This is a genomic window from Weissella sp. MSCH1, assembly GCF_045799135.1.
In the GTDB taxonomy this organism is placed as follows: domain Bacteria; phylum Bacillota; class Bacilli; order Lactobacillales; family Lactobacillaceae; genus Weissella.
In genome coordinates this window covers 80,727-105,500 of sequence record NZ_JBJMBA010000047.1, presented here as the reverse complement: position 1 = coordinate 105,500, position 24,774 = coordinate 80,727, and the positions used below count along the sequence as shown (strand labels likewise).

At 44.0% G+C, this 24,774-nt stretch carries 16 protein-coding genes; 1 reads left to right on the top strand and 15 read right to left on the bottom strand.

Annotation, left to right across the window (positions count from 1 at the left end; translation table 11 throughout):
* Positions 1-131: 131 nt before the first annotated feature.
* The 12 genes from ACJ28U_RS12285 to ACJ28U_RS12230 form a co-directional block, all read right to left on the bottom strand.
* Positions 132-1,982, bottom strand: coding sequence for a hypothetical protein (locus tag ACJ28U_RS12285; RefSeq protein ID WP_407619474.1), 1,851 nt, complete (start codon positions 1,980-1,982; stop codon positions 132-134).
* 143 nt (positions 1,983-2,125) lie between these two features.
* A complete protein-coding gene (locus ACJ28U_RS12280) occupies positions 2,126-4,048 on the bottom strand; it encodes a hypothetical protein (protein ID WP_407619473.1) in 1,923 nt (640 codons plus the stop codon).
* A gap of 149 nt (positions 4,049-4,197) precedes the next feature.
* Positions 4,198-5,757 carry a hypothetical protein gene (locus tag ACJ28U_RS12275; RefSeq protein ID WP_407619472.1) on the bottom strand — a complete coding sequence of 520 codons (1,560 nt, stop codon included), beginning with the start codon at positions 5,755-5,757 and terminating at the stop codon, positions 4,198-4,200.
* A gap of 156 nt (positions 5,758-5,913) precedes the next feature.
* Entirely contained in the window at positions 5,914-7,659 is a 1,746-nt protein-coding gene (locus tag ACJ28U_RS12270) for a hypothetical protein (RefSeq protein ID WP_407619471.1), read from the bottom strand.
* Positions 7,660-7,833: 174 nt separating this feature from the next.
* Positions 7,834-8,583, bottom strand: coding sequence for a 1,4-beta-N-acetylmuramidase (locus tag ACJ28U_RS12265; RefSeq protein ID WP_407619470.1), 750 nt, complete (start codon positions 8,581-8,583; stop codon positions 7,834-7,836).
* A gap of 33 nt (positions 8,584-8,616) precedes the next feature.
* Entirely contained in the window at positions 8,617-10,896 is a 2,280-nt protein-coding gene (locus ACJ28U_RS12260) for an NlpC/P60 family protein (protein ID WP_407619469.1), read from the bottom strand.
* A 102-nt stretch (positions 10,897-10,998) separates the two neighbouring features.
* Entirely contained in the window at positions 10,999-13,440 is a 2,442-nt protein-coding gene (locus ACJ28U_RS12255; protein WP_407619468.1) for a CAP domain-containing protein, read from the bottom strand.
* Between the two features lie 276 nt (positions 13,441-13,716).
* Complete coding sequence (locus ACJ28U_RS12250) at positions 13,717-14,361, bottom strand: hypothetical protein (protein WP_407619467.1); 645 nt, start codon at positions 14,359-14,361, stop codon at positions 13,717-13,719.
* Positions 14,362-14,517: 156 nt separating this feature from the next.
* Positions 14,518-15,387 (bottom strand): hypothetical protein, encoded by an 870-nt coding sequence (locus tag ACJ28U_RS12245; RefSeq protein WP_407619466.1) that lies wholly within the window; start codon positions 15,385-15,387, stop codon positions 14,518-14,520.
* A gap of 127 nt (positions 15,388-15,514) precedes the next feature.
* Positions 15,515-16,240, bottom strand: coding sequence for a PucR family transcriptional regulator (locus ACJ28U_RS12240; RefSeq protein WP_407619465.1), 726 nt, complete (start codon positions 16,238-16,240; stop codon positions 15,515-15,517).
* Positions 16,241-16,694: 454 nt separating this feature from the next.
* Positions 16,695-18,173, bottom strand: a complete 1,479-nt coding sequence (locus ACJ28U_RS12235; RefSeq protein ID WP_407619464.1) for a helix-turn-helix domain-containing protein — start codon at positions 18,171-18,173, stop codon at positions 16,695-16,697.
* Between the two features lie 560 nt (positions 18,174-18,733).
* On the bottom strand, positions 18,734-20,530 hold the full coding sequence (locus ACJ28U_RS12230) for a helix-turn-helix domain-containing protein (RefSeq protein WP_407619463.1): 1,797 nt from the start codon (positions 20,528-20,530) through the stop codon (positions 18,734-18,736).
* A 210-nt stretch (positions 20,531-20,740) separates the two neighbouring features.
* On the opposite strand from ACJ28U_RS12230, the gene ACJ28U_RS12225 reads away from it, so the two are divergent.
* Positions 20,741-21,979: an aminopeptidase gene (locus tag ACJ28U_RS12225; protein WP_407619462.1), complete on the top strand. Its 1,239-nt coding sequence runs from the start codon at positions 20,741-20,743 to the stop codon at positions 21,977-21,979.
* Positions 21,980-22,038: 59 nt separating this feature from the next.
* On the opposite strand, the gene ACJ28U_RS12220 is transcribed toward ACJ28U_RS12225, so the two are convergent.
* The 3 genes from ACJ28U_RS12220 to ACJ28U_RS12210 all read right to left on the bottom strand — a co-directional run bounded on the left by ACJ28U_RS12220 (position 22,039) and on the right by ACJ28U_RS12210 (position 24,710).
* Positions 22,039-23,160, bottom strand: coding sequence for a CAP domain-containing protein (locus ACJ28U_RS12220; RefSeq protein WP_407619461.1), 1,122 nt, complete (start codon positions 23,158-23,160; stop codon positions 22,039-22,041).
* A gap of 171 nt (positions 23,161-23,331) precedes the next feature.
* Positions 23,332-23,655, bottom strand: coding sequence for a DUF1828 domain-containing protein (locus ACJ28U_RS12215; RefSeq protein WP_128735734.1), 324 nt, complete (start codon positions 23,653-23,655; stop codon positions 23,332-23,334).
* A 158-nt stretch (positions 23,656-23,813) separates the two neighbouring features.
* Positions 23,814-24,710, bottom strand: coding sequence for an RluA family pseudouridine synthase (locus tag ACJ28U_RS12210; protein ID WP_407619460.1), 897 nt, complete (start codon positions 24,708-24,710; stop codon positions 23,814-23,816).
* Between the last annotated feature and the right edge of the window lie 64 nt (positions 24,711-24,774).

Here is a 24,774-nt window from a genome sequence, read left to right as displayed (position 1 = left end):
CCTCGAAAATATGTTTCAATTAATTTACAAATGTTATATTAACATGTCATTCGAAACGTGGTTAGAAAAAGGGAACTTAAAAACAGCAGTCTGACTACGCGTGTCAAACTGCTGTTCCTACTAATTATTTCTTAAACTGATGTACTGTAATCACCTGAATTTTCACCAGGCAAATTAAACGCATGTGGCTTTTCACCTAAATCAGATACCGAACCATATCCAACATAGCCACCATCCTCAATTAGCTCATCTGCATCATCCGCGCTAATTGAGAATGTCACTGAGTAGACTTGTTGATTCGTCCAATCCGTGGCCTGGCTGTCAGCCATGATTGGATGATCACTGTCACCCACAAACAAAGACGCCTTCTCCATCGTAAAATCACCCGCCTTAACAGGTACGTTCACATCTTTGTTAAAAGTAAACTTAACCACGGCATCATCGTAGATACCATTAATACCATATTGAATCGTATAACTATCAAGTGTACCGGTAACATCATTGCCCACGTAAACGTATGATCCCGTTAAATCAGATTTTTTCTCAACCTTATACGTGTAGGCATCTCCATCACGCATGCCTACACCGTCAGTAGTCAAAAGACTTTGCTTAATCCAACCAGCTTGCTTGGTTGTCTGGTCAACTACCCAATCATAATCACCTGACGCAAAATACGCGATGTAAACGTCGTTTGATCCGTCAGCCATCGTAATGTCCGAAGCTCCCATCTTCTTACCCGCAATAATATCATTTGAATTGTATGAATCTACAATCCGCATCGCTTGACCACCTAATGACTTTAACGTCATGGTACCCATGACTTGTTGCGCAGCTTGATAAGATGCCAACGCCGTGGCCTTATTATAGTCTGCTTTGTACGCAGCAAGTGCCGACTTCGCTTGAACTTGATTATCCACACCAGCAATTAATTTGTTGTACGCGTCATCTTGATGAGTTCGATCAATTTGGTAGACAAATGATACCGTCGTTGACTGATTAACAGTTCGGGATGTCGGTGTCACATAACCTTCGTAAGAGCCTGGTGTTACCTTTACGCCTTGCCCCGCTTGTCCTTGCATTGAACGAGTTGCCAGAACTGTCCCATCAGCAGCTTTTTCAGCGACATTAACCGTATAAAATTTTGGATACGTCAATGTCACTCTCATATCTTTAGTTGGTGTAACCTTTTGACTGACCGGCGTCGCGTAACCGTTATGTTTTTCCGGTACTAGCATAACCGATTCTCCGCTTTTGACTTTTTTGTTAATAGATTGCCACTTAGTACCATCAGAGCCAATTGCATCAACCACCACGTTGTAGTACAACGGTTGATAATTAAATGTGGCTGTTATATCTTTATTAACCTGAACCTTTTGCACAGCTGGCGTCACGTAATTTGCGACTGGATTTGGTGTTAACGTAACTGTTTGACCTCGTTTTACAGTCTGACTACTCGTACCAAGTGACTTTTTAGTATCCATAGCGACCGAATTTTGCGTCACCTTAAACAATTTGTCATACGTAAACGTTACTGTGCTATCTAACTTAACATTTGCCAATTTCTTAGTTGCTTTACTGGTTACTTGGTAGCCAGTAACACTTACTGGTGTAAATGTTGCTGTCTTACCAACCGGCACCATTTCAATCTTAGCTGGTTTGATGGTTGCATTATTATAACGATCAACATACTTAACTGTCACTTTGCGAGAAGTGGCCTTCACTTTCAACGTGATTGTACTTGATTTTGTTACCTTATAAGACAACTTCGCCGGTGTTGCGTAGTGCTTAATCGCCACCGGCTTGTAAGTATAAGTTTTATTCTTTGAGCCAGTTGTTTTAACCGTCTTCAACGTTTTATTCGTCGTTGCATCGACATATTTAAAAGTGGTTGTATAACTTGCAGTCGCTGCATGTGCTTGACCAACGGTTACCAAACCAAATGACGTTGCTGCCAACAACGTCAGGACCATAGTCTTCCTCATCTCATTCTCCATTATTTCTCTTTACAGAAAATAAGTATACTCGTATTTAGGACTAATTTATATGAGATTTGCGGTGTTTATCGGCCATTCCCAGAATCGAGACAAAAATCCCGACACTTACGCATCTGCCTTCAACAAATTATTTAGTTCAGTGACATCGACTTTTGACCATATCCCTTATTTGCATACTGTGGTAACCACCAATAGGTTGCATTAGCAATATCATCATCTGTGTATTGGCCAGGAATTACAAACCAGCTTGCCCAATCACCGTTTTCGGTTGCTGACCAGCTGTCCTGCACCATCAAGTCATTATAGTAACGGCCATCTAATTGAAGTTGCGTACTTGATGACTGCAAAACCTTCATACGTGTTGCATTAGCACCAAGAACATTTGGCGTTCCGACGCTCTTATACGTCATGTACACAATATTATTACCCGATCCAAACACATTATGATAAATCGTGTAACCTGCAATATAAGCGTGGAAACCACTATCAGATGCCAACATCTTTTGGCGCGTGGTTAAGTCAACCGTTGTCTTAGCCTCGTAGGCAATCATCGACGTTGCCCGCAAAGCATGCATTGACGTATCCGCATCTGTAATTGATGTTGATACCGGCACATTTTCAACCGTACCTTCAGTGATTTTAGCTGGATCAATCCACCCTGAACCAGCCTTAGCACCGCTTACCCATACTTTACGATTTGCACCATTGTACATCAGCCAAGCATGCAACTGTGTCTGCCACAAATTAGATTGTGTAAATTGGTTATCATTCGTGACTGACTTAGCCAACGTTACCCGATCAGAAAGTTGTGGGCGTCCGTCACTTTCGCGCGCATTCATATCATACACGTTCAAATTCATCACCGTGACATGTTGCATCACATCATTAAAGTTGTTCCATGCCTTCTTAAGGGCTGATGCACTCGTGGCTGACTTCATTTGCGTGTAATAAATATCGGTAGCAGCCTTCAACTGCGTCGTGTGCGCTGCATCAAAATGCTTATTCGTAATCGCTTGATTGTACTTGTTCAAATATCCTTGCTTATTCAACTGATAGTTCAAAACAATTGTCCGGTTACCCGTTACAGTGATGTCTTGTGCTGCTGGCATAATGTAATCACCATTCTGAACTGGCGCAATATGTAACTGCTTACCAATCACACTCGTATAGGTCTTCGCATTCGCAATATCCGTCCACTTTGGATTCAACTGCGTCCCTTCGTTCGCTTGGTACTTCACCGTAATCGTGGCAGCCTTGCGATAGGTCATTGACATGGTTTGATCCAAGTTAACCCGCTTTGCATACTTGGCGGCTGAATAAGCTTGGTACCCCTTCACGGTTCCCGGCTTAACCAGTGGCGTCGTGCCAACCTTAACCATCTTCGTCTGCGTTGAAATTAACTTACCGGTATCGAAATCGTAGTTCTTGATGGTCAATTTACGATAAGTTGCCTTGTAGTAAATTTTGAAAGTCCGATTGCTATTCAGCTTATAATTAACACGCTTCGAGCCTTGCAACTGATAATATTGGTACCCGTTACCTGGCTCAAACCACCAATTTTCCGCAGCTGGCGACTTCACATGCCAGTCCGTACCAATCTTCTTTTTTGTCGTGACATCGATGTGTTGCACCGTCGCCGTGAAATACTTTCCTAAGGCTGCATCCTTTGACCGATAAAAAATCGTTGTGCCTGTATCTTGACCCGCCAACAATTTCAATGTCGTAAAGTTACCATTCAACCCTAAATACATTGACTGGAATGATAGATTGCCGACACCTAAATAATAGCCGTGCTCATTGGCGTTCCAAAATGCTGTATACTTTGGATTCAAATTGAATGTATGATTCCGTCCGTAATCTGTATATCCCGTACCCGTCACATGATTCTTTGTCACGTTAACGTGGTACCAACGCCCATTTTGGTGCGCATACCAATTACCTTGATATTGTGTCTTGATTGAATCTGCTGAAACTGATGCATTACTTTGCCCAAAAGCAATTGCACCAACCATCGTCAAACCCATAATCGCTAACTTACTCAAACGATTCTTCAACCTTCTTCATCTCCCGTAAAATATTTAACTTAAAAAGTTTACGCCTATTTTTTTGATAAATGGTTAGCAAAAGTTCCAACACACAAAAATATCTGTTGCGAAAGTGCAACAAAAAAGCACGAGCGAATCATTCTCTCGTGCTTTTTAAACTATTTCAATTCAAACAACGCCCAATTCTTGGGCTTACCTGCCAACAATTGATAGCCAGTATCAATCAATCGGTAATTTTTCACCAATGGTGCCTTGTTGTACGGGTGAACGCCATTCAAAGCATTCCGCATATCAATCGCCAATGGCTGATTACCAGGTACAAATACCACAACATATTGGACACGTCGATGCGTCATTGTATCTGAAAATGAATGATACATTTCAGGGAACTCATCATACGTCATGTTCATTAAGTGGAAGTACCGTATCACCGGATGCGTATCCGCCGCCAAGAAGAACCCGGAATCTAATGAATTAACCATCAAGATACTTGGGTGCTTTGATTTTTTATGCATATCCGCTGCAAAACGTTCTTGTACGCTTTGATCAGTCGGCTGACCATGGCGTGCCAAAAATGGCTGATGGGCATCGCGCGGAGTTGCCGTTTTAATATAAGAATTTCCATAAAACGGTATGACAAATATGCCAATCATAACCAACAACATAACTGGCCGCAATAATTCTTTCTGCCAATTAATCAACCAGGCAAATACTTGGAATAACGCAACCACAAAGAATGGCATCAACAATAGGACGTAGTACTCTCGCACAAAATGCGTTAAGACTAACATCGCCACCGTACCGAAAAACATCATAAACAACATGCTTCGTTGGCGACCAATCTTTGTCAGAACCAAGCCAACTGCTGTAATTGCTGTAATGAGCCAGTGTTGATTAATCGGTTCCGCAAACAAGCCCAGCGAATTCACCAACTGTGAGATCATGCCATTTTGATTTTCGCCATACGCCATCATATTCATTTTGAAATATACATCAATCAACGATTGCAAGGCATGGTGTTGGTAAAAGACACCCAGCATCACCGCCGATGGCACAAGGAAGCCAATTAACGACAGACCAACTGCCATGAATAGGCCACGCCAATTTCGATCAGCTAACAAACCAAAGCCTACGTATAGGAAGAAAATAATCAATGCACCAATCATGGCGTACTTGACCCAAAAGACATAAAACAAACCAAAGCCGGCAATCAGGTACAGCCATGGGCGCAATTGCTTGTTTTGGCGTTGCCATAAGAACGCTAAATAAATGAAGCCCATGATAACCGGGAAGGCAAACTCTTCGGGAGCGCCACCTAATTCAAAGGCGTGCGTACCCACCATCACCCCTGGTCCTAACAAGCCCAGTACGCTAGCAACGTTCTTATTATCAAAATAAAACGCAGCGATTTTGCTTGCAAAGAAGTACACAATCAAAGCGTTAATCACTTCGATAACAAACACGCCGATAAAGCTCGTTTTTGAAATAAATGATGCGATAGCAAACAAACCAAACATCAACGGACCACGTTGCTCAACAATGTCGCGATACGGCACCATCCCCGAAGCCAACGCCCGGCCCATTGAAAACATTGCATTCGTATCCACCCACTGATTGGTGCGATACAGTGGCGAGGCCGACATCGTTACCAACGACAAGCCAATCACCAACATTATCATTACCACAATCAGAATGATACGTCCGATTTTTTTAGTCACGTTTCTCTTCTCTCCTGAATAAAACTAACTCTAAAATTTTGCACTTTCACTGAGATTTAGTCAACTGATTGTGACACTTGGGCAAAGATTGCACTGCTATTGCGCATGAAAAAACTCCGGAAGATTAATTTTCCGGAGCCTTAATCTATTAAATTTTTACTTACCACCCAAATAATAGTAGCCGAATGCGCCACCCTTAAATCCTGTTGATAGATATGACAACGGTACATATCCAGTAACCAGCTTTGTTTTTGTTATTTTATAATGTTCATCACTAGTCTGGAAGATCACGGTTGTCTTAAAGTAAATCTTGCCATGATACTTAATTGGCGCCGCTGTACGCTCAGTCAGAATTGTACCACCAGTTACTGGCCAGCGACCGTTTTGATTTGTTTGGTACTTAGCATGCCAATTAATCAACTTCTGACCAGCTTTAATTTTAATTGTGTCAATTCCGTATTGACCATGCATCGCGGCAATCGCAACGTGAGTCTTTTGTTGCGTTTTTAGATTTTTAATAACATCGAATTGAACCAATCGGTCGTCAACTGCCATCAAGTACAGGTCATGTACCGGTGCCTCTGGATAATAAAATGTTGAAACAACATTCGGTCCAAAATCACCTACCGTTTTTAGACCCGTATATCCATCCTCTGCATAACCCAATCGCTTACCCGCCATTGTCGTTACTAACATGCCATGTTGCGAACCAGAATAGATGATTACTGACGTACCGGCCTTCAAAGTACCAATTTGCTTGCCTGCTACGTTGGTTAGTACGGTATTTTTAACTGGAAATGCCTTACGACTAACCAGCGTCAACTTTTGACCTGCTTCGTACATGCTCTTATGGTACGTACCTGTAAACAAACTGCCATTACGGAACAGCTTTGATGCATAGTTAACGGTAGCAAAATGATAACCCGCATACTTCCGGCCAGCCTTGTAGAGCTTATTATTCAAGACCCCCGAAAACGCCTTACCACTCTTGTAGTAAACGCCATTGCGCGTACCCGAGAACAAGCGGCCATCTTTAAATAGTGTTATCACGTTATTAAATTTCGATGTATGGTAACCCGTGTATCGACGACCGTTGTGATAAAGCACGTTACTCATCACCCCGGAGAAAGGCTTACCGGCTTTATAATAGACACCACCGCGATTCCCAGTGAACTTCAAACCATCCTTGTAGATGACACCGTTCAAATTACCCGTGAACAACGTCCCCATTTCGTAATGGCGACCATTCAAATCGCCATAGAACGAAACACCGTTCTTGAAAAGAAAACCGTTACGCGTTAGGCCAGTCACCTTAACGCCGTTTTCGTAGTAATAACCGTTGAAGTAACCACCATCCACAAATTCACCGTGTTCGTCGTATTGCTTACCTTCGTAAACGCCTTGCGACAATTTTCCACCAACGTAATACTTGCCATTCACTAACTGCTTATTTGCAAGTCTCCCTGCAACATACATCAAATTTTTCTGAGTCCCATTAAATGGCTTACCATCAGTACCATATACTACCCCTCGATAAGTACCAGCTGCTGGCTTATCGTTCAAATAATACACACCCGCCACGACCACATTATTTTTGACCGGTGCAACTTTTGTTGGCGTCGTTGCAGCCGGCTTAGACGATACGGTTGTAGTCGCAGTCGCACTTACCGAACTAACTGAACTAACTGAACTAACTGACGCATTTTGCTTGACGGTCACTTGCTCAGACGAACTACTCTCACTCGATGAAGTAGTCTGCACACGATCACTTGTCGATACTGACTGGCTACTTGTTGACACTTGCTCAATGACCGTTGCACTGTCATCAGCAGACGTAACCGGCACTGCAGCAACTAACCCAGCTAAAACACTTGCTGCAATCAACCACGATTGCTTCTTCATAACTCATTACCTCTCTCTTGTGGCTAACTAAAAATACAACAAAATAGTATAGTCCTATTTTCATTATCGTGGTGAAATATCCTTTATATACGACAAAACGGCATCGCAGAATTGGATGCCGTTTTGTTTGCTATTCAAATTTAGCTTGGGGCCTAATTGATTAAAATTGGTTAACTAGTTATCCCAATAAGCCGTTCCTGGTATTGGGTGCCCGTTTTTATCATAGTCAAATTCCAGATTTGTCACAGGCTGCATGAACCGACGCGGATCATCCCCTGGGTTTGCACTCACACCATCAAAGTAACGGAGATAGAAGGTATTATCGTCACCAAAATTTAGGGTTTGACCGTCAATTGTTTGTTCGCCTTGCAATGCCCGACCATCCTTACCGGTATAGTAAGCGAAGCCCCACGCAAAGTGCCAACCATTGTCCGCGCGTACACCGTTTTCAAACCAGTAGTACGTGCCCATATAATGACGGAAGCCACTGAACATCTGACCATTATTTACCCAGCGCCAACCAACACCAGGAACATTAACATACGCGTCCTTAACAATACCGCGCGAAAAGAACGTGCCATTATTACCGAAGTCATACACCTTGCCATTAATTTGTTGGACGCCTTGCACAGCACGCCCTTCAGCGTCTGTATAATACGTCATCCCCCAAGCATGGCGCCAACCTGAATCTTGACGGACGCCATTAATGAACCAGTAGTACGTTCCCATGTAATGACGGAAACCTGTATAACGTTGACCATTTTCGAACCACAGCCATTGACCATCCGCATTAAGATAACCTGATTTGTGTTGCTTTTGAATGGCTTTGACAGTATCAGCGTGGACAGCCTCTGAATTAACGGCAAAGGCAGTCGCACTAATCACTGCTACTAACATTAAAAGTGATAATTTTAATTTTTTCATGACTTACTCCTGATTAAAAGAACAGTTGTTCATTTATCCAACCACGCGACGCACGATATTATCTGAAATATTTCGCCAAGAATCCTTGTACACTAAGTTCCAACGATCGACAACATCATCTAGATTAGATACGCCAACACCACCCGTTGGTGAATTGGGAGAATCGTGCAAGAAATACCCGCCACCGAGGTAGATACCAACGTGGTCAACGTTATCCATGAAGAAGATATCCCCACGCTTAATGTTGTTCCAATTAATTCCCCGGCCTAAATTCACTTCTGAGTACGTAACGGCCGTGCGATAATCTCCTAGCTCAACGCCTGCACTTGCATATGCCCAGTGCACAAATGATGAGCAATCAAATTGACGTAGCGCAATTGATTGCGGTGTGCGGCCACCACCCCAGTTATACGGTGACTTACCAATAATGGTTGAACCGGTCGCAATCGCCGTTTCAATTTGGGCATTACCTGATGTCACGACACCATTTTTATCGGCCCAGTAACGGTTACCATTTTCATAAACGTACTGGTTCGTTGCTTTCTCGTACGTCCCCGGCTTGAAGTAGTACAACTGACCATACCAATACTTGTAACCACTAAAGACCTTACCATCCCCGCCAAACATGTACCATGTGCCCCAACGCGACTTATCATACGTGTTCTTGTGCATCAAATACGTTTTGTGATCGAAATAGTAGTAAGTACCATTCATCTTAACCACGTCAGTGCCGATTTTTCCGTCAGCCCCAAAGAAATAGTAGTTACCCCATTGCGACTTAACATACTTATTCTTGACCATCGCCCCACTGTTCAGATTAAACATATAGTACGTGCCATTGACCTTTTGGACGCCCCTTTGTTTAGTCCCGTTATGGAACAAATACGTTGTCTGACCAACCGTCATCTTACCATTGGCTTTTCGGCCCTTCGCGTAGTATGTCGCACCAACATACCCCGTTTTCACACCGCCGTTATTGTACAAAATACCCTTATATGAACCCGAGAATCTTTGGCCATCACGGTAAAGCTTACCACCCATTTGACCGTTAAACGTCTTACCACCGGTATAGTAGCGTTTTGCTTGCCAGCCATTAAATGCCTGGCCATTTTTATAGAGGCGACCAGCTAGCGTCCGATTTGCCAATTTCCCATGATCATACATTTTACCGGCCTTCAAGCCACTGAACACGATGCCGTTTTTATATAGTGTGCCTTTAACTGTCGTGTTAGCTAACTTACCAGCTACATAAGTCTTCTTATTGGTGGGATTTTGCCCTGTAAACGCAACGCCGTTTTTATAGAGCACCCCATTCACCGTTGCATTCGCTAATTTACCAGCCACATAGGTTTTCTTGCTCTGCTTATCAACGCCATTCAACACAATACCGTTTTGGTAGCGCACGCCCTGCACACTTGTATTGGCCAACTTACCGGCGACGTACATTTTCTTGTTCGTTTTATTCACACCTGAAAATGCCAGCCCGTTTTGATACAAGACACCGTTTACCGTCGTGTTTGCCGGCACACCTTTGACATAAGTCTTGTTGGTTTTACTATCAAAGCCAGTCACTGGCTTACCATCTTGACCGTACAGCACATTTTGAAATAACCCAGCGGACGGTTTGCCATCAGTGTAATGAACACCGTTGTCAACACCATTCAATCCACTCTGATTGGCTGGGGCTGGTTGTGCCACAATAGCTTGATCTGATGCGGGCTGTTGTGCATCAGCTGAAGTACTAGCAGCTACTTCAGCCAAGGCATACGCCTTATTTTTCGTACCATCTGGTTTAACTTCATCTGTCACTTTCACAGCGTCAGATGGCACTTGCGCGTTACTAGCATCACTTGACTTAACGCTTACGGATGACGTGACTGATGAATTGGCATCTGCTACAACACTTGAACTGACGATAGACGCCGATGTAGACGTAGATGCACTCGCCACGCTACTCGTGCCAACCAAGTTACTTGATTCAGCTGTGATAGTCAGTGCCGAACTGCTGGCCACCGATACGGATTCACTCACGACACTAGCCGATGTGGCCACACTGTCGCCTTCACTACTAGCCACCACATTCGTATACTCATCTTGGCTGATCGTTGCCACCGAAGCAACCGGTGTCTGACTAATTGACGTGACCGCTTCTGCTTCAACTTGCTCAGTCGTAACAGCTGGCGCAACGCCGCCATCGGCTGAAGCAATTGTTGTTAAGCCCGCCGTCATACCGAAGAAGGCAATCCCTGCTACGACCCAATGTTTACCCGACTTATACAACTTTTTCCGTAATTTCACTTTCTGTTCACTCATAATTCCTACTCATCTCTCTATTTCTTGTTCTTATTAATTGTAAACGAATTTCAAACCAAAAGGACCAGCGTCCAAGATACCAGACACCAGCCCTTTTACTAACTATTTATGGTAACCAATTTCCATAACGGCGATTGTCGTGCCGTTAGCTGTCTTGGCATAGCCAAAACCAACCTTGTTTGCCAATGGCGACACTTCAGTTAAGTAGTGACCGTAGCCTTGTGCCCCATCCTGTAACTCACTCGCCCACATGCTAATTGGGTTTTGCGTGCTACCTGACCAACTAGCCAGTGCTTCAGGTCCATTAATGTAACTTCCCATTACATAAGCCGGTGATGCGAATAAGCCACCATCAACCTGATCGCCATTCACCGCCCATGTTGGCGCACCATTCTTCATATCCGTGTGCGAAATTGACCCTTGCGCAGCCAACTCTTCGGCACGTGTTTGCGCCCACTTCGTCAGCTCAGCATCTTGCGTCAATGCGTCAAGTGACTTACCTTCATCAGAACCTGCTCCACCCTTTTCTGACACCATATCAGAAGTCAAAGGTGTACGTTCCTTCGCACGCAACGCATTCAAGTCATTCAACCATTGGCTAGTAACAGCTGAACTGTCGGATGCACTTGAAGAAGCGACTGAACTTGATGACGTCACTGATGAACTAGCCACTGCGCTTAAAGATACACTTGAAGACGTCACTGAACTTGAAGATACCGCAGACGAACTACTTGATGGCTTCACACTAGCACTCGACGCTACTGATGAACTTGCTACACTGCTGTGGCTAGATGACACATTATATTGTGACTCCCAAGCTGCCTGACTTGATGTAACGTAGCTACTGTACGCTGATTGTGTCTTGTTGGCTTGGTTAGAAGCTGATGATGCCAACGACTTAAACTGTGAACGCTGGGTTGCCGTGTATGACATGTACGAATTTGTCGCCGCATCAGACATAACTGACGCGAAGCCCGTTTCAGCTTCAATTTCAGCTCGATAAGCATCTGACTTCGTTGCACCATACCACAAGTACCCTTGTGAACCGGCACTTGCGACTGTAGTAATTGTATTATTTGTCTGCCCTATACCACCTCGTGAATAAACCCCGTTACTAGTTGGCAACTTAACATCTGCCTTCTTATAAAGACCATTCGTCGTTGGCAAATAGATAATATCCATCGTCGAAGCGCCCTTGGTATAGTTGAAGTAAACAGTATTCTTCTGCGTACTCAAATCTAACTGGTTATTATACTTCACAACAGTAAAGTATCCTGCCTTCGCTGGTATCGTGAAGTTAAGCCGATCTGCATAATACAGTGACTTCTTCACATCTGCACCAGCCGACTTGCCATTTGCATACATGTATCGAATCGTTACCGGGTACTTTTTCGCGTTGGCTAATAATGACTTTACCTTGCTGACAGCAGTGGTTGTCTGCGTCTTCGAAGCGCTAATTGCTTTTGTATAGCTTGAAATATTTTGTCCATTCTTTTTAGCCATTGAAACCGCATAGGTATAGTCTGTGTTTTTACCAGTCAAACTATTCGCATATGACGTATAGCTATCTGCCCAAGCACCATAACTTGCAGGGTGCTCACCGTTCTTCACAGCGCTCGAAACATACGACACCATTGAAGTAGCTGCCTTCGCATAGCTAGCCGCTTGTGACTGCATATACGACATGGTTGCATTAACCGATTCTTTTGCAACTGTTTTGGAAGTTTTCAATACCAGCTTGGAACTTGGTACCAATGCGTACTTATAAACATTCCCCGTTTTGTATGTCAAACCATAATATGCCTCTAATTGCCATTTTCCTTTAGCAATTGGCGTGTAGTACTTTCCAACTGCATTCGCATAAACAGCTGGCGACTTCCCGTATACATAAGAATATGACCGATAAGTTTTACCAGCAAAACTAGTTAGTTTACTTGCAACACCACCATTGTATGAATTATAAATTGTCGCATTCTTGGCACTAGCTTTAACAGTCAGCGTGCTTTCGTTCAAACGCCATTGACCACTGCGATCTGTTGCATCGTAGTATGCGCCTTGCTTGTAAGCCAATGCACTAAGCGTCTTAATATTTGGCTTCGTGGTAGTCATTTGACCATTGATAACGACTAACTTGCCGTTATATCCCTTTGTAACACCGCGATACACAGCTACCTTCTTGCCAGCCACCGTTACATAACCACGTTGAACATACACTTTGTGGCCATTTGCATCTGTTCGTGATGCGACATTGCTAAAGGTCACATTAATATATTTACTTCCTGTGGTCTTGTATGTCTTTTGATTATAGATCGACAAATACATCCGACTACCAGCGTATTGGAAAGTGTCATACTTACCGTCCTGTTGCAATGACACGCTAGTATTACCTACTGTCCAATGTGTGTTCGGGAAAATCATTGGGCCAGCCGATGCATCGGCACTTTGCGGTACAGCCAATAAAGCACCGCCTGCTACCAAAGCCGCCGCAACCCACATCTTGCCGGACTTATACAACTTTTTGTGAACTTTAACTTGATCACCCATATTAAAACTCCTCTTACATGTTATAACCTACTCGTGATACGTGATGATTTTAGCAAAGTAACCCGCTAATTCAGGATTTCGTCTTAAAATTGAGTAATTCAGCATAGTTTTCGACAAAAAGTAAGTAAAAACCGCAAAAGTATGCTTGTTCAGCTCATTATTGGGAATAATCTTGCTTTCCGGACAAAAAATAGCGTGACCACGATGTTAAACATCACGGACACGCTATCTGACAATTTAATTTATTTTTCGTATTACACCCGATTTGACACATACTTAAGACTCCTGTTTCTCTTTAGCAAAATAATTATAAACCTCGCTCCGTAAAGGATCGCCAGACCACACGATTTGTTCGCCATGTTCACGTAGAAACGATGCGAAAGTTCGACCAAAAACAACAATCGTTTGCGCATCATTTTCGTTACCGTTAACATTATTAACCGTGGTTTTTACTGCCATGGGCCAAGTTCGAAAACGTTCAGGTACTTTTGAATGCAATTCGTGTTGGTGGATATCAGCGTGATATAGCTCAAGTTCATTGGCTAAGTACTCCACACTATGTTCCTCCGCAATCAAATGACCAACTTGAACCACATGTTCAAAATACGCCGTCCAAAAATCGCCAATTTCATTTTTAATAAATCGTTGAATGGCTGTATTCGCAACAGTGGTCCAATATGGATTAAACTCCTCTTGCCCATGGGACGTTGTCGTATAGATTCCTGTAAGCATGCGCACTGGTCCTTCAGTGAGGGTTAATGATAACCCCACAAACCATCGAAACGACTCACCCGAGCGTAAAACAATGGTATCAACACCGATTTTAGGGCCATAACTGCCAATCCGAAACGACATTTTAAAATTTTGATAGCCTTCCGCTAGCAAGTCCTGTACAACGGCTACCGCTTTATCAATGATCATTTTTGCTCCTATTCTATTTCCAGCAAGAGACATACCCTTGTTATTCTACATCATCATTATTGCGACATAAAAACATTTCAAAAAGTGTCCGATTTACAGGATACAAAAAGCACTTTGTGCGCCGCATACAATCGATCACAAAGTGCTTTTCAAGGACTAGTCGCCCCAACTGTCTGACATGGCATTGAAAGCGTATTGCAGTACCATTGCCGTCAACATTTTTTCTAACTGTTTCTCTGTTTTAACATGCTTGGCGGCTGGCATCGCCACCGTTTGACCCGCTTGACGTGTACCAACAACTGTGGCTCGGACATAACTTGTTTGATCCGATGTGGCACGCAAAGATAACTTATGGGCATCCTTCGCGACACTCACAATTACTTCCGGCTTTTTCATATCATCGATTTCATCACGGAGCTTGTCCCAACCGTCAGCCTTTAACTGTTTAGCAGTTTCCGTTTGACCAACAACTGTTACCAAACGCTTCAAGTCTGCCCGATTGAGCTTAACTTGATAACCCGCACCAACTTTACTGAATTTTTTCCCATCTAAGTCGGTAAACCACTTAGCAACTTGCTTAGCGTCAGTCTGAACCTGTTCTGATTCAACCTTTGAGTACCCCTTATTGTCCGCTTTCATCCACACATTTTGTAGGACCGTTGAAAAATCAGGAACATCCTTGACATCAGCCGATTGGAACATATCACTCAGGAATCCTGCTGACACATAGGTTGTTTTGCCATTCTTCTTGATATCGTATGTTAATTTGTGGTCGTCATCAGCGACCGTTGTTGATACCATCACTTTTTGACGATCCTTAGCATCTAATTTAGCCAATCCGTTAATGCGATACTGACTGTTGTCTGGCATCGATGCGTTATATTGATACCGATTATCGTCCGCTTTGACCATTGCCAATAGATGCGTCCCAAATTGAGCCTTTGGCGTGTGCAATACAGTATAGCCAACACCGCCAGCCACGACAACAACTGCTACAACGCCCCCAACAATTACTTTCTTATTCATCCCCATCACCTTTCCTTTGCTTCCAGTGTATCAGACGAATTTACAAATTGGTATTTTCACAACGCAATTAAAGACAGTCACCTAGTTGGGTAACTGTCTTTAACTGCGTTTTTATTTAATTAGCTCATTAACTTGTCGCAACACCCTGATTCTGTCGCTGAAAGTCCGACATTATCCGTTGCAATTGCGCGGTTAACGCCGGTACTATCACCGCTGTCTTCAGGCGCATATATGAAACAAGCAACGGCAATATTTCAGCTGGTACCCGTGGATTCAAATCCGTTAACTGGGCAATTTTATCTAATCGATATTGCACCGTCCGGCGGTGAACATGCAAGGTATCACTCAATTCGCTCATTGAATGACCCAACGTGCCGTACAGCCATAAGGTAACTTGCACTTCCTCATCGACCCGATCCTTTAAGAATTGTTCAACTTGCGGATAGGCGACGCCCGCTTCCACAACTTGTGCCAAATCAGCGATATCTTCGTAAAAGACAATTTTCATTTCATCAATCACTGGACTTGTCAACGCTAAGGCAAACACCGCCTCCTTAATACTCTTTGTTAAATCAAAATGCGGCCGACTAACCCCCACTAAGGCATGTTCCGGCAACGTTGCCAAAAATTCATGTACCCCCGTCAACGGAAAAATATAAACGCGCCGTAAATGATCCAAGTCAAAAGCTAAGCGCTGATTTGGCAATTGACTGCGGTTCCCCTCGACCACAATTGCCACATATTGTTCACTAAAATCCACACCGTACGCCCGTGCTTTCTGAACAAACCGATCATCAACGGTGTAATCATAATCTGACATGATTAACCATTGTTGTATAAATGTCTCAAGCATAGTTGTGCCCTCCATAGATTTTCTTTGACCTGTCACTGCTTACTATTAAGTCTACAGTGTTAACAAAAATTCAGCTGACTAAAAATTAAGCGCTTACATGAAAATTAGTTTGTGTTGGATGGGTGGTGGTTGTGTCGTCGCGTTGCGACGAGGCATGGGGATTGGGTGGGGTGTTGTTCCGTCTAGCTGAATTAGAAGGCTGGGACACGGTCCCGATCTATCTAAGTGCTCGTCCATTTTGACCCCGGAGCGAGGTCAAAATACCCAACCACTAAGATTTATTTGGTGCCGCTACCTACCTCCCTTGAACGCCTACTAATACAGCATGAAATCCACAACACCCCACCCAACCCCCATGCCAGCAGCCAAGATAGGCTATCGTTAGTTTGATATCCATTCCTGACGAACACGAAAAAGCGCCGTCCTGACAACTTAGGATGGCGCTCTTATATACTTATATCTTGCCGGTCAATGCTTGGAAACGTTGCACAGTTAATTCGATTAACTTTTCATGCAGCGCTTTTTCTTCCGGGTTTTCTGGGAATGACCGCCAGGCAAATCCTGGCACTTGACTGTCGAGTTGCACATCAGAAATGTATAGGTCCGTCTCTGATGTAAATTCGGTGGTGATATTTAGGTTAACTGATCGCCATTTTGCAAGACGCTCAATAATAATTTGTTCGAGCGCCGGCATATCAATCATATCGACGGTGACATTAATTACCGGCAAGATTTCACTAGTATTTAATACCAGTACAAATGTATTCAGATACTCATTAAAGATGGCCGTTGATACTTCTGCTTCTGATAAGCCAAAGTGTGGTGCAATTCGGTCAACGACTTGTTCTGTAAACGCCGTGTGAATTGGGAACGTACTCATCGAGAATTCACGATTAATTGGGTGCGTAATCCCATTTTGCCTGAAGAACAACATCCGGAAATTCAACGAGAAGAGTGCTTTTTGAATTAACTCTAATTCTGGTTGTGATAACGACAGGCCAAAAAAGTCCTGATAAACTTCGCAAACATCATCATAAATTTCTTGGAACTTTCGGCGGACATCCGGTGCCAGATTGGCAACTCGGTATGAACCGGAACCAATGCCTAGTGAATACATTGATCCTAAGCCAAAACGCAACTCTTCGTCACACCACGGTGCCTGATTATCAAAGGACAGCGTAATCGCTTCACGTAACTTGTCGATAATCATGCGTGCATGTCGTGACAACTCAGCGTCTGGTTTGAAAAGCTGTCGGTGATAATCACCAATAAAGTGCCCATGTTTCAACCGCGTGTACCAGATACCAAAAAAGATACGAAAGGCTTTCTTCACTGTTGTTCGAATTTGCGTTTGCTCTTCAATAATCGACTCAACCTTTTCCGTGGCCGCTTGCACATCTGCTGGGAAGGGCGTTGGTTGATCGGCGTAGGCGGTATACAACATTTCGAATAGCAAAATTCGAATATTGCGTTCATCGCCAACCAATTGATAATCGTCAGAAATCTGGATACCAAATTTTGCCAGTTCTTCGCCCACTTCTACTTTGGTCACACGAGCGACCGTTGTACTTGACGAATGACGTAAGGCAATCATTTCATTAGACTGCGCCACTTCTAAGAAAATATCCATTAACACATCGAAACGTAATGAATTTCGAATATACGCGCCTAGTAAAGCTGTGTCACTAATTGTTTGTAACTGATCAACTTGTAATGCCCGGTTCGAATCAACTAAGCGGAGGTACATAATATTACCGTCCCCAACTTGTTGGCAATCAACACGCAATGTTTCCACATTTTGCAAAACCATATACCGTGACCACCCCAAATCAGCCATGATGTCCTTAATTAGGACAGCATGGCTTGACTTGCTCGTCAAATATCGATGTAATGCTAAACGCTCTTGATCTTTCTTAGGTAATAGCCACTCCATAATCGCATTCTCTCACTTCTATCTTCGTTCAATATGCTTAAGTTTAGTCTGTTATTGTTTTTGATTTGGCGGGATTATTTTTGCGTATGAAAAATATTAGTTAACAGTGTCATTTATTTTATCTCACAAAAAGAGCGATTCATCCGAATCGCTCACAAACCAATCTCACATATACCATAGGGGTTACTGACGGTACAAGCTTATCTTACCGAAGAGATTGGCAATGCGCCGACGTAACATTTTTCTTTTTTTAATTATTTAGCTAAATCGAAAATATTCCCCACCACTCGTTATCGTATCAAACGCACACTGGACAATGCAATTATCGACTCTCGATTCGCTGCGACAAATCGACTGATGCGCTAAATGCTTGCTGACTACTTAAAGTAATCCCAAAAACAACCCCGACCAACGCCAATCTGAAAAACTTTTTCATGACCTCACCTCAACATACTGCTGTATTCTCAACATGACAAATCTTATCATGTGAAAAAACGCACAGTTGACGAATATTTTTGCCTGTAAAAAATTTTCAAACGTTTCATCCGGTTATCCGGACGCTAACGGTATTGTTGCCACAATGCATCATACAGTCTTTGATAATACTGAACTAGCGGGCCATCACCCAGAAGGACAGCATAATTATTGTAGAGCCCTTTTAATTGGCGAATCGTTTCCAATGGATTATCTGCAAACTGTTCGTATAGCCGATATGATTCAACTCGCCAACGCCAAGCAGTATAGCGTAACGTATTAGCTAACGATGGATTATTCGTTACAGCCAGATGTACAAGCTGACGTACACGGTCGAAATCCCCCTTGAATAGTGCACCGAAAATCGCATACTCTACCGCATCGATTTGGCGATCTGTATAAACCCGTGTCACCCGGTTATCCCGGTGATCTTGTCGAATTCGCCGAAACCACATCGCCAACTCATCATCATTCGTCACCACCATCAAGCCAACTTTAACGAGCCGATATTCCTTTTCGCGCCACTCATCTAACTCACGTAGTAGATTAGCAACCACCGTCGCGACCTGTTTGGCGCGTTCTGTGCCAAACCAAGTCACGTCCGCCCGAACAGCAGCGTAGACTTCATTCTCGTAATAATCTTCGATATCAGTCGCACTTTGCCGTAAGACATCTGGCGATACGACACTGTGCGATGCGCCATATAAATTTGTCCGTTCATTTTGTTCGTCTAACGGGAACCACATGAGGACCGCATCGATGTCCCCGGTCTCAAACCCGATAATGCGCATCAAATCTAACATCTCATCAATCATCAGGGTGCCCACATCGTCAAACACCCGGTACAACTTAGACTTTGAAAACCCTAGGGCTTCTAAACTTCGTACTCGGATATGCTTGTCTTTCAAACGCCGGCGCAACGCCTCGCCAAATGATTGACTTCGCGGTTGCAGCGTCAAATCAGCGATAATAGCTGGCAATGTCTCGGCCATTTTTTGTGCATGCAACTGTTGCTTGTTTAATTGCAGCCGTGTCCAAACCGCCACCAGCGACGTTTGGACCGTATTCATCGTCATTTCACGCACGCCCATTTGCTGCGCAGCCATCAAAAAAACGCCAATTTCAGCTGCAACCACCTCTGAATCCATGGTTAAGTAGGTGCGTAACAACCCGGTAAAGCGTTGCAGTAGCAGAATTTCTACATTAGAACGGCGTGCTGGCTGGCGCATAATACCTTCTAGCGTCAACCAGACATCCGTCACGTTTAATTTTTTAGGCCAAATAACCGCCTGATTAAGCGCAGTCATATGAATCATTAAACTTGTTTCAAATAAATTACCCGGCATATAATCGCGGAAAACTTGGACATCATGGGCGAACTTCCGATAAAGTTTAAAAAATCGTTTTGGTGTTAGGTCCATAGCAATTAATGAAAAGACACGCATTTCAAAAATTGTGAATGCCTGAATGCTATTCAGCCGATCATATAGACGTTGTGTTTTGTCACGATAATCAACACCAGTACGACGATCGATGATGATGTCAATCACAATTGCCACCATTTCAGCCGTCGGATACCCAACCGATGCGGCCGTTTGTTCAATTTCAGCCTGTTTTTGACGTAATTCAGCTTCCGTACACTTTGCTAAGTCACCAATACTCAGCTGATACGGATCGTCAATCACACCAGCAAACAATTCTGAAAATGACACTGCTAATAACTTTAACAAGCGAGATAAATCCACCACTGAAATTTGCGTCTCACCGCGAACAAACCGATAGTACCGCGACCTTGAGATACCGGCTCTTTCAATATCTTCAACCGTTATATTTTTTTCATCCCGGAGCGCATTAATCCGTTCCGCCATTAGTACCTGTGACATTTTCAATCCCCGTTTTTCTCTGTCAGGTTACTTACTAATAATTCATTATATTAGAAAAATACGATTATTTGTGGAAACGGCTTCAAACATTTAGTACAGAAGCCTTTAGCTGACATGTTGCGATTTCATGAACAACATCCCTTACCTATTTTGTATTCCTAACTTTTCAGGTAAAATGAGAACATCTTAATAAACAACGGGGTGCAACAGATGACACTAGAAAATTTTGATTTGTTATCACAAAAGTACGCTGACTTAATTACGTCAGTTGGGGTTAATGTCCAGAAGGGGCAAGATATTGTCATCTATGCAGATGTGGCACAAGTGCCTTTGGTTCACAAAATTGTGGACTCTGCCTACAAGCGCGGCGCAAACAACGTCATGATTGAATGGCAGGACATTCATGTGCAACGTGAATTTTTGCAACACGCCAACAACGATTCTTTGACGAACATCCCCACTTGGGTATCCGTTCGCGCTGAAGAATTAATGGCAAAGCATACGACTCGCATTTCACTAATTTCTGCCGATCCAGATGGTCTTGGTGCTGTTGATGGCGATCGCGTCTCAGCCTACCAACAAGCTTATCAACGCGCTAATCAAGCCGTTCGCAAGGCCACAATGAATAATGATGTGTCATGGTTAGTTGTGGCAGCCGCTGGTGAAGCCTGGGCTGAAAAAGTTTTCCCTGATTTAAAGGGTGAAGCTGCTACTGACCGTCTTTGGGAAGAAATCTTCAAGATCACTCGCGTCGGGGTTGCAAACGACGTCATCGCTGACTGGATGGCCCACGTGAATACTTTGAAAGAAAAGGCGCAATGGCTCAACGATTTAAACTTCAAGGAGTTACATTACACCTCACCAATCACTGATTTGACAGTTGGATTGGCCGAAGATCACGTGTGGGAAGCTGCCGACTCAATTGACAAGGCCGGTAACATGTTCGTGGCTAACATGCCAACCGAGGAAGTCTTCACCTCCCCTGACTACCGCAACATTCACGGTACCGTGACGTCAACGAAGCCCTTATCATACGCAGGCGTTTTGATTAACGATATCAAGCTAACATTCGTTGACGGCCATGTCACGGAAGCACATGCCTCAACCGGTGAAGCAGTCCTACAACAATTGATCAAGACCGACGAAGGGGCTTCATCTTTGGGTGAAGTGTCATTGGTACCAGATCCGTCACCAATTTCACAATCAGGTATCGTTTTTTACAACACTTTGATTGATGAAAATGCTTCGGATCACTTGGCACTTGGTGCGGCATACCCATTCAATTTGAAGGGTGGCACCCAAATGGACGTCGCCGCGCGTCAAGCAAAGGGCCAGAACGAGTCATTGGTTCACGTTGACTTCATGATGGGATCAGCCGATATGGATATCGACGGTATCACGTATGACGGTCAAGTCATCCCCGTCTTCCGCAATGGTGACTGGGCATAATCGCACACAAAAAGAAAAGCATCTGGTATTTGCAAACACCAGATGCTTTTTAATTATCATTAATTTGCTTCACCAACGATGACGTTGCCAACAATCGCAATCCCAACACGTGAGTAGCCCGCATTCATTTCCCAATCACGGTGACCAGTTGTACCAACCGGCATCATGTTCGTCTCATTAAACCAAGCGTTTACAACCGACGTACCCGGGGCATAATCAATCGCTACGACTTCACCAGCGGTGCTGTAGTGATCACTCGCAACACCACCCAAGTTAGCCATTTGTTGTGCTCGAGCTTGCGCACGTGCAGCCAGATCATTGTCAAACGTCAATGGTGCTAAGCCATGTGATTGACGCAAAGCATTTAAGGCATCAAATGTTGACATATCTGCGCTACCAACCGTGGCTACCGTTGCCTCATTCTGAACCTGTGACTCAGCCGTTACTTGCGCTTGGGCGGTACTAGCTGCAGCTTGTTGTTGCGATGACGCTTGCTCAGCCGCCACCTGAGCGGCTACAGCAGCTGAAGAAGCCGCTGCAAGTGCAGCCGATGCTGTTTGTTGCGCCGCAGCTTCAGAAGCAGCCGTTGCTTGTGACTCTGCAGCCGCCATTGATGCAGCGTCAGCTTGTGATTGTGCGACGCTAGCTGCGTATGACGCTGCTGCCGCTTGACTAGCAGCAATTGAAGCCGCTTCGCTCGCAGCTTCAGAGGCAGCCGCTTGACTGGCAGCGACCGAATCAGCAACCTGACTCGCTACAACTGCATCTGACGTTGGTGTCACAGCGCTGGTCGCCACGACACCTTGCTCAGGCGTTGCTGTTTGCTCTGTAACAACTTGAGGTTGTACAGACGTACCCGTCGTCGTTTGTGCCATAAAGCTTTCGTTCGCAAACAATACATCAGGGTTTGCAATTCCAAATTGGTTAACAAACGTATCCAAGTTCTCACCATTTGCTAAGGCCAATGCCCAAACAGTATCCCCATACTGAACGTTGTAGTTTGCCAAACCACCCGCTTGTGCCAGCTGATTGGTTACTTGTTGGACGCCGTTAGCTTGCCACACATCAGCAGACGCCTTGTCGTTTGTCGTGATGGCCACGCCAGCGACCGTTGCCACTGTCGCTAGTGCTACCCATTGCTTACCTGATTTGTACATCTTCTTACGAGAAACCGTGTTCATATTTAATAAATCCCCTTGATAGTCATATTCAAACCCGTTTTCTCTTCCTCTAACAAATATCAAGTTTAGCAACTCGCCTTAACAAATTCATTACAAATATAAATATTTTTTATATATTAACCTTAAAAAAGCACTTAACCTCTCAGCGAGAAGTTAAGTGCTTTTTCCGGCCTACTGTTGTAAGCGTTGAATCGTTTCGCACAACCGTGCAACATCGACATCATAATCTTCAAATTTCGTCTTCATATATAAGGAAGCATCGCGCTTGTCGAGTCGAACATCAGTCCCTTTCAACTGCGTTTTTACATCATTCAACTCCGAACGTGTTAACTCGCCACGACCTTCTGCCAAAGCTAGATCTTCCGTCACATAGCCACCATCTGAAATCCGCAACTGCGATCCAAAAAGACTTGATTCCTCATAAACATAAAGCGTAATTGGCAACCCTTCGACATCCAAGTACGATGTCTCAATTTTTACAATATCTGCTGTCATCTTTTCAAACCTCGGTTTTGGACCATTTTCGCTACGCCACGCATTCTCTAGTTGCGTGATATCAATCATATCGACCTGTCCAAAATTTTCTCTCTTACAGAAGTATAGCACATTCCGGAATATATGAAAAACTTTGCATTCTCAGCACCGTACACGGATTATTTTTGTAGATTGCGCGGAAATGTCGGCGGTAAAGGCGCCCCAACTGATTTCACATCGTTAGTGAACGGAATTGGTAGTTGAATCGCTGCCGCGTGCAGTAATAGACCACCTGAATAATCACTGTCTGGATTATAGAGTGGATCACCAACTAACGGGTAGCCGAGGTACTTCATATGTAAGCGAATCTGGTGTGTGCGTCCTGTCGCTAATTCAAGCCTCACGAGCGTATTTTGATAGACCGTATGCACCTTGTGCCAGTAGGTGACCGCGTGGCGCGCATTAGGGCCATTGACCGTCCGTGTGCGGGAGTCTGCTGGATTATCACCGATTGGTGCATCAATGGTGCCGCTCGTTGCGTTAATGTTGCCACATACCCACGCAAGGTACGTCCGCTTGATTGTCTTGTCACGCAACATTTGATTTAACATTGGCACAACATATGGATTTTTCGCTATAATGAGCGCACCTGTCGTGTCGCCATCCAATCGATGAACCATATACGCCGATTTGCCCTGCTCTGCTAAATAGGCTTGCGCAAAATTCATCATGGTGCCATCTTCACCAGGCGAATTCGGATGGGTCTTGATGCCTTTCCGTTTATTCACAACAATTAAATCATCATTTTCAAACAGCACCTCTAATGGCTGACTGTCATCCGGTACATAATGTGAATCCGCCACTTCAAAATCTGCCGGCACCCAGGTCATATCGAGAACGTACCCCGGCTTTAACCGCGTCGAGGTTGGTTGGTAAACACCATTCAATAAGATACGCCGGTCCATTCTAAAATTGCCTCTGATGCGTCGTGGCACTTGCCAAGCTGTTAGCTGTTCTTTAATCGAAATTGCTGATTGATCTGATGGTAAAACAACACGCTTCGTCCAAACTGTCATCACACCCACTGCTCCTTTTATAACTGCAAACAAAAAGGCAACCTGATGATTACCAGGTTGCCTT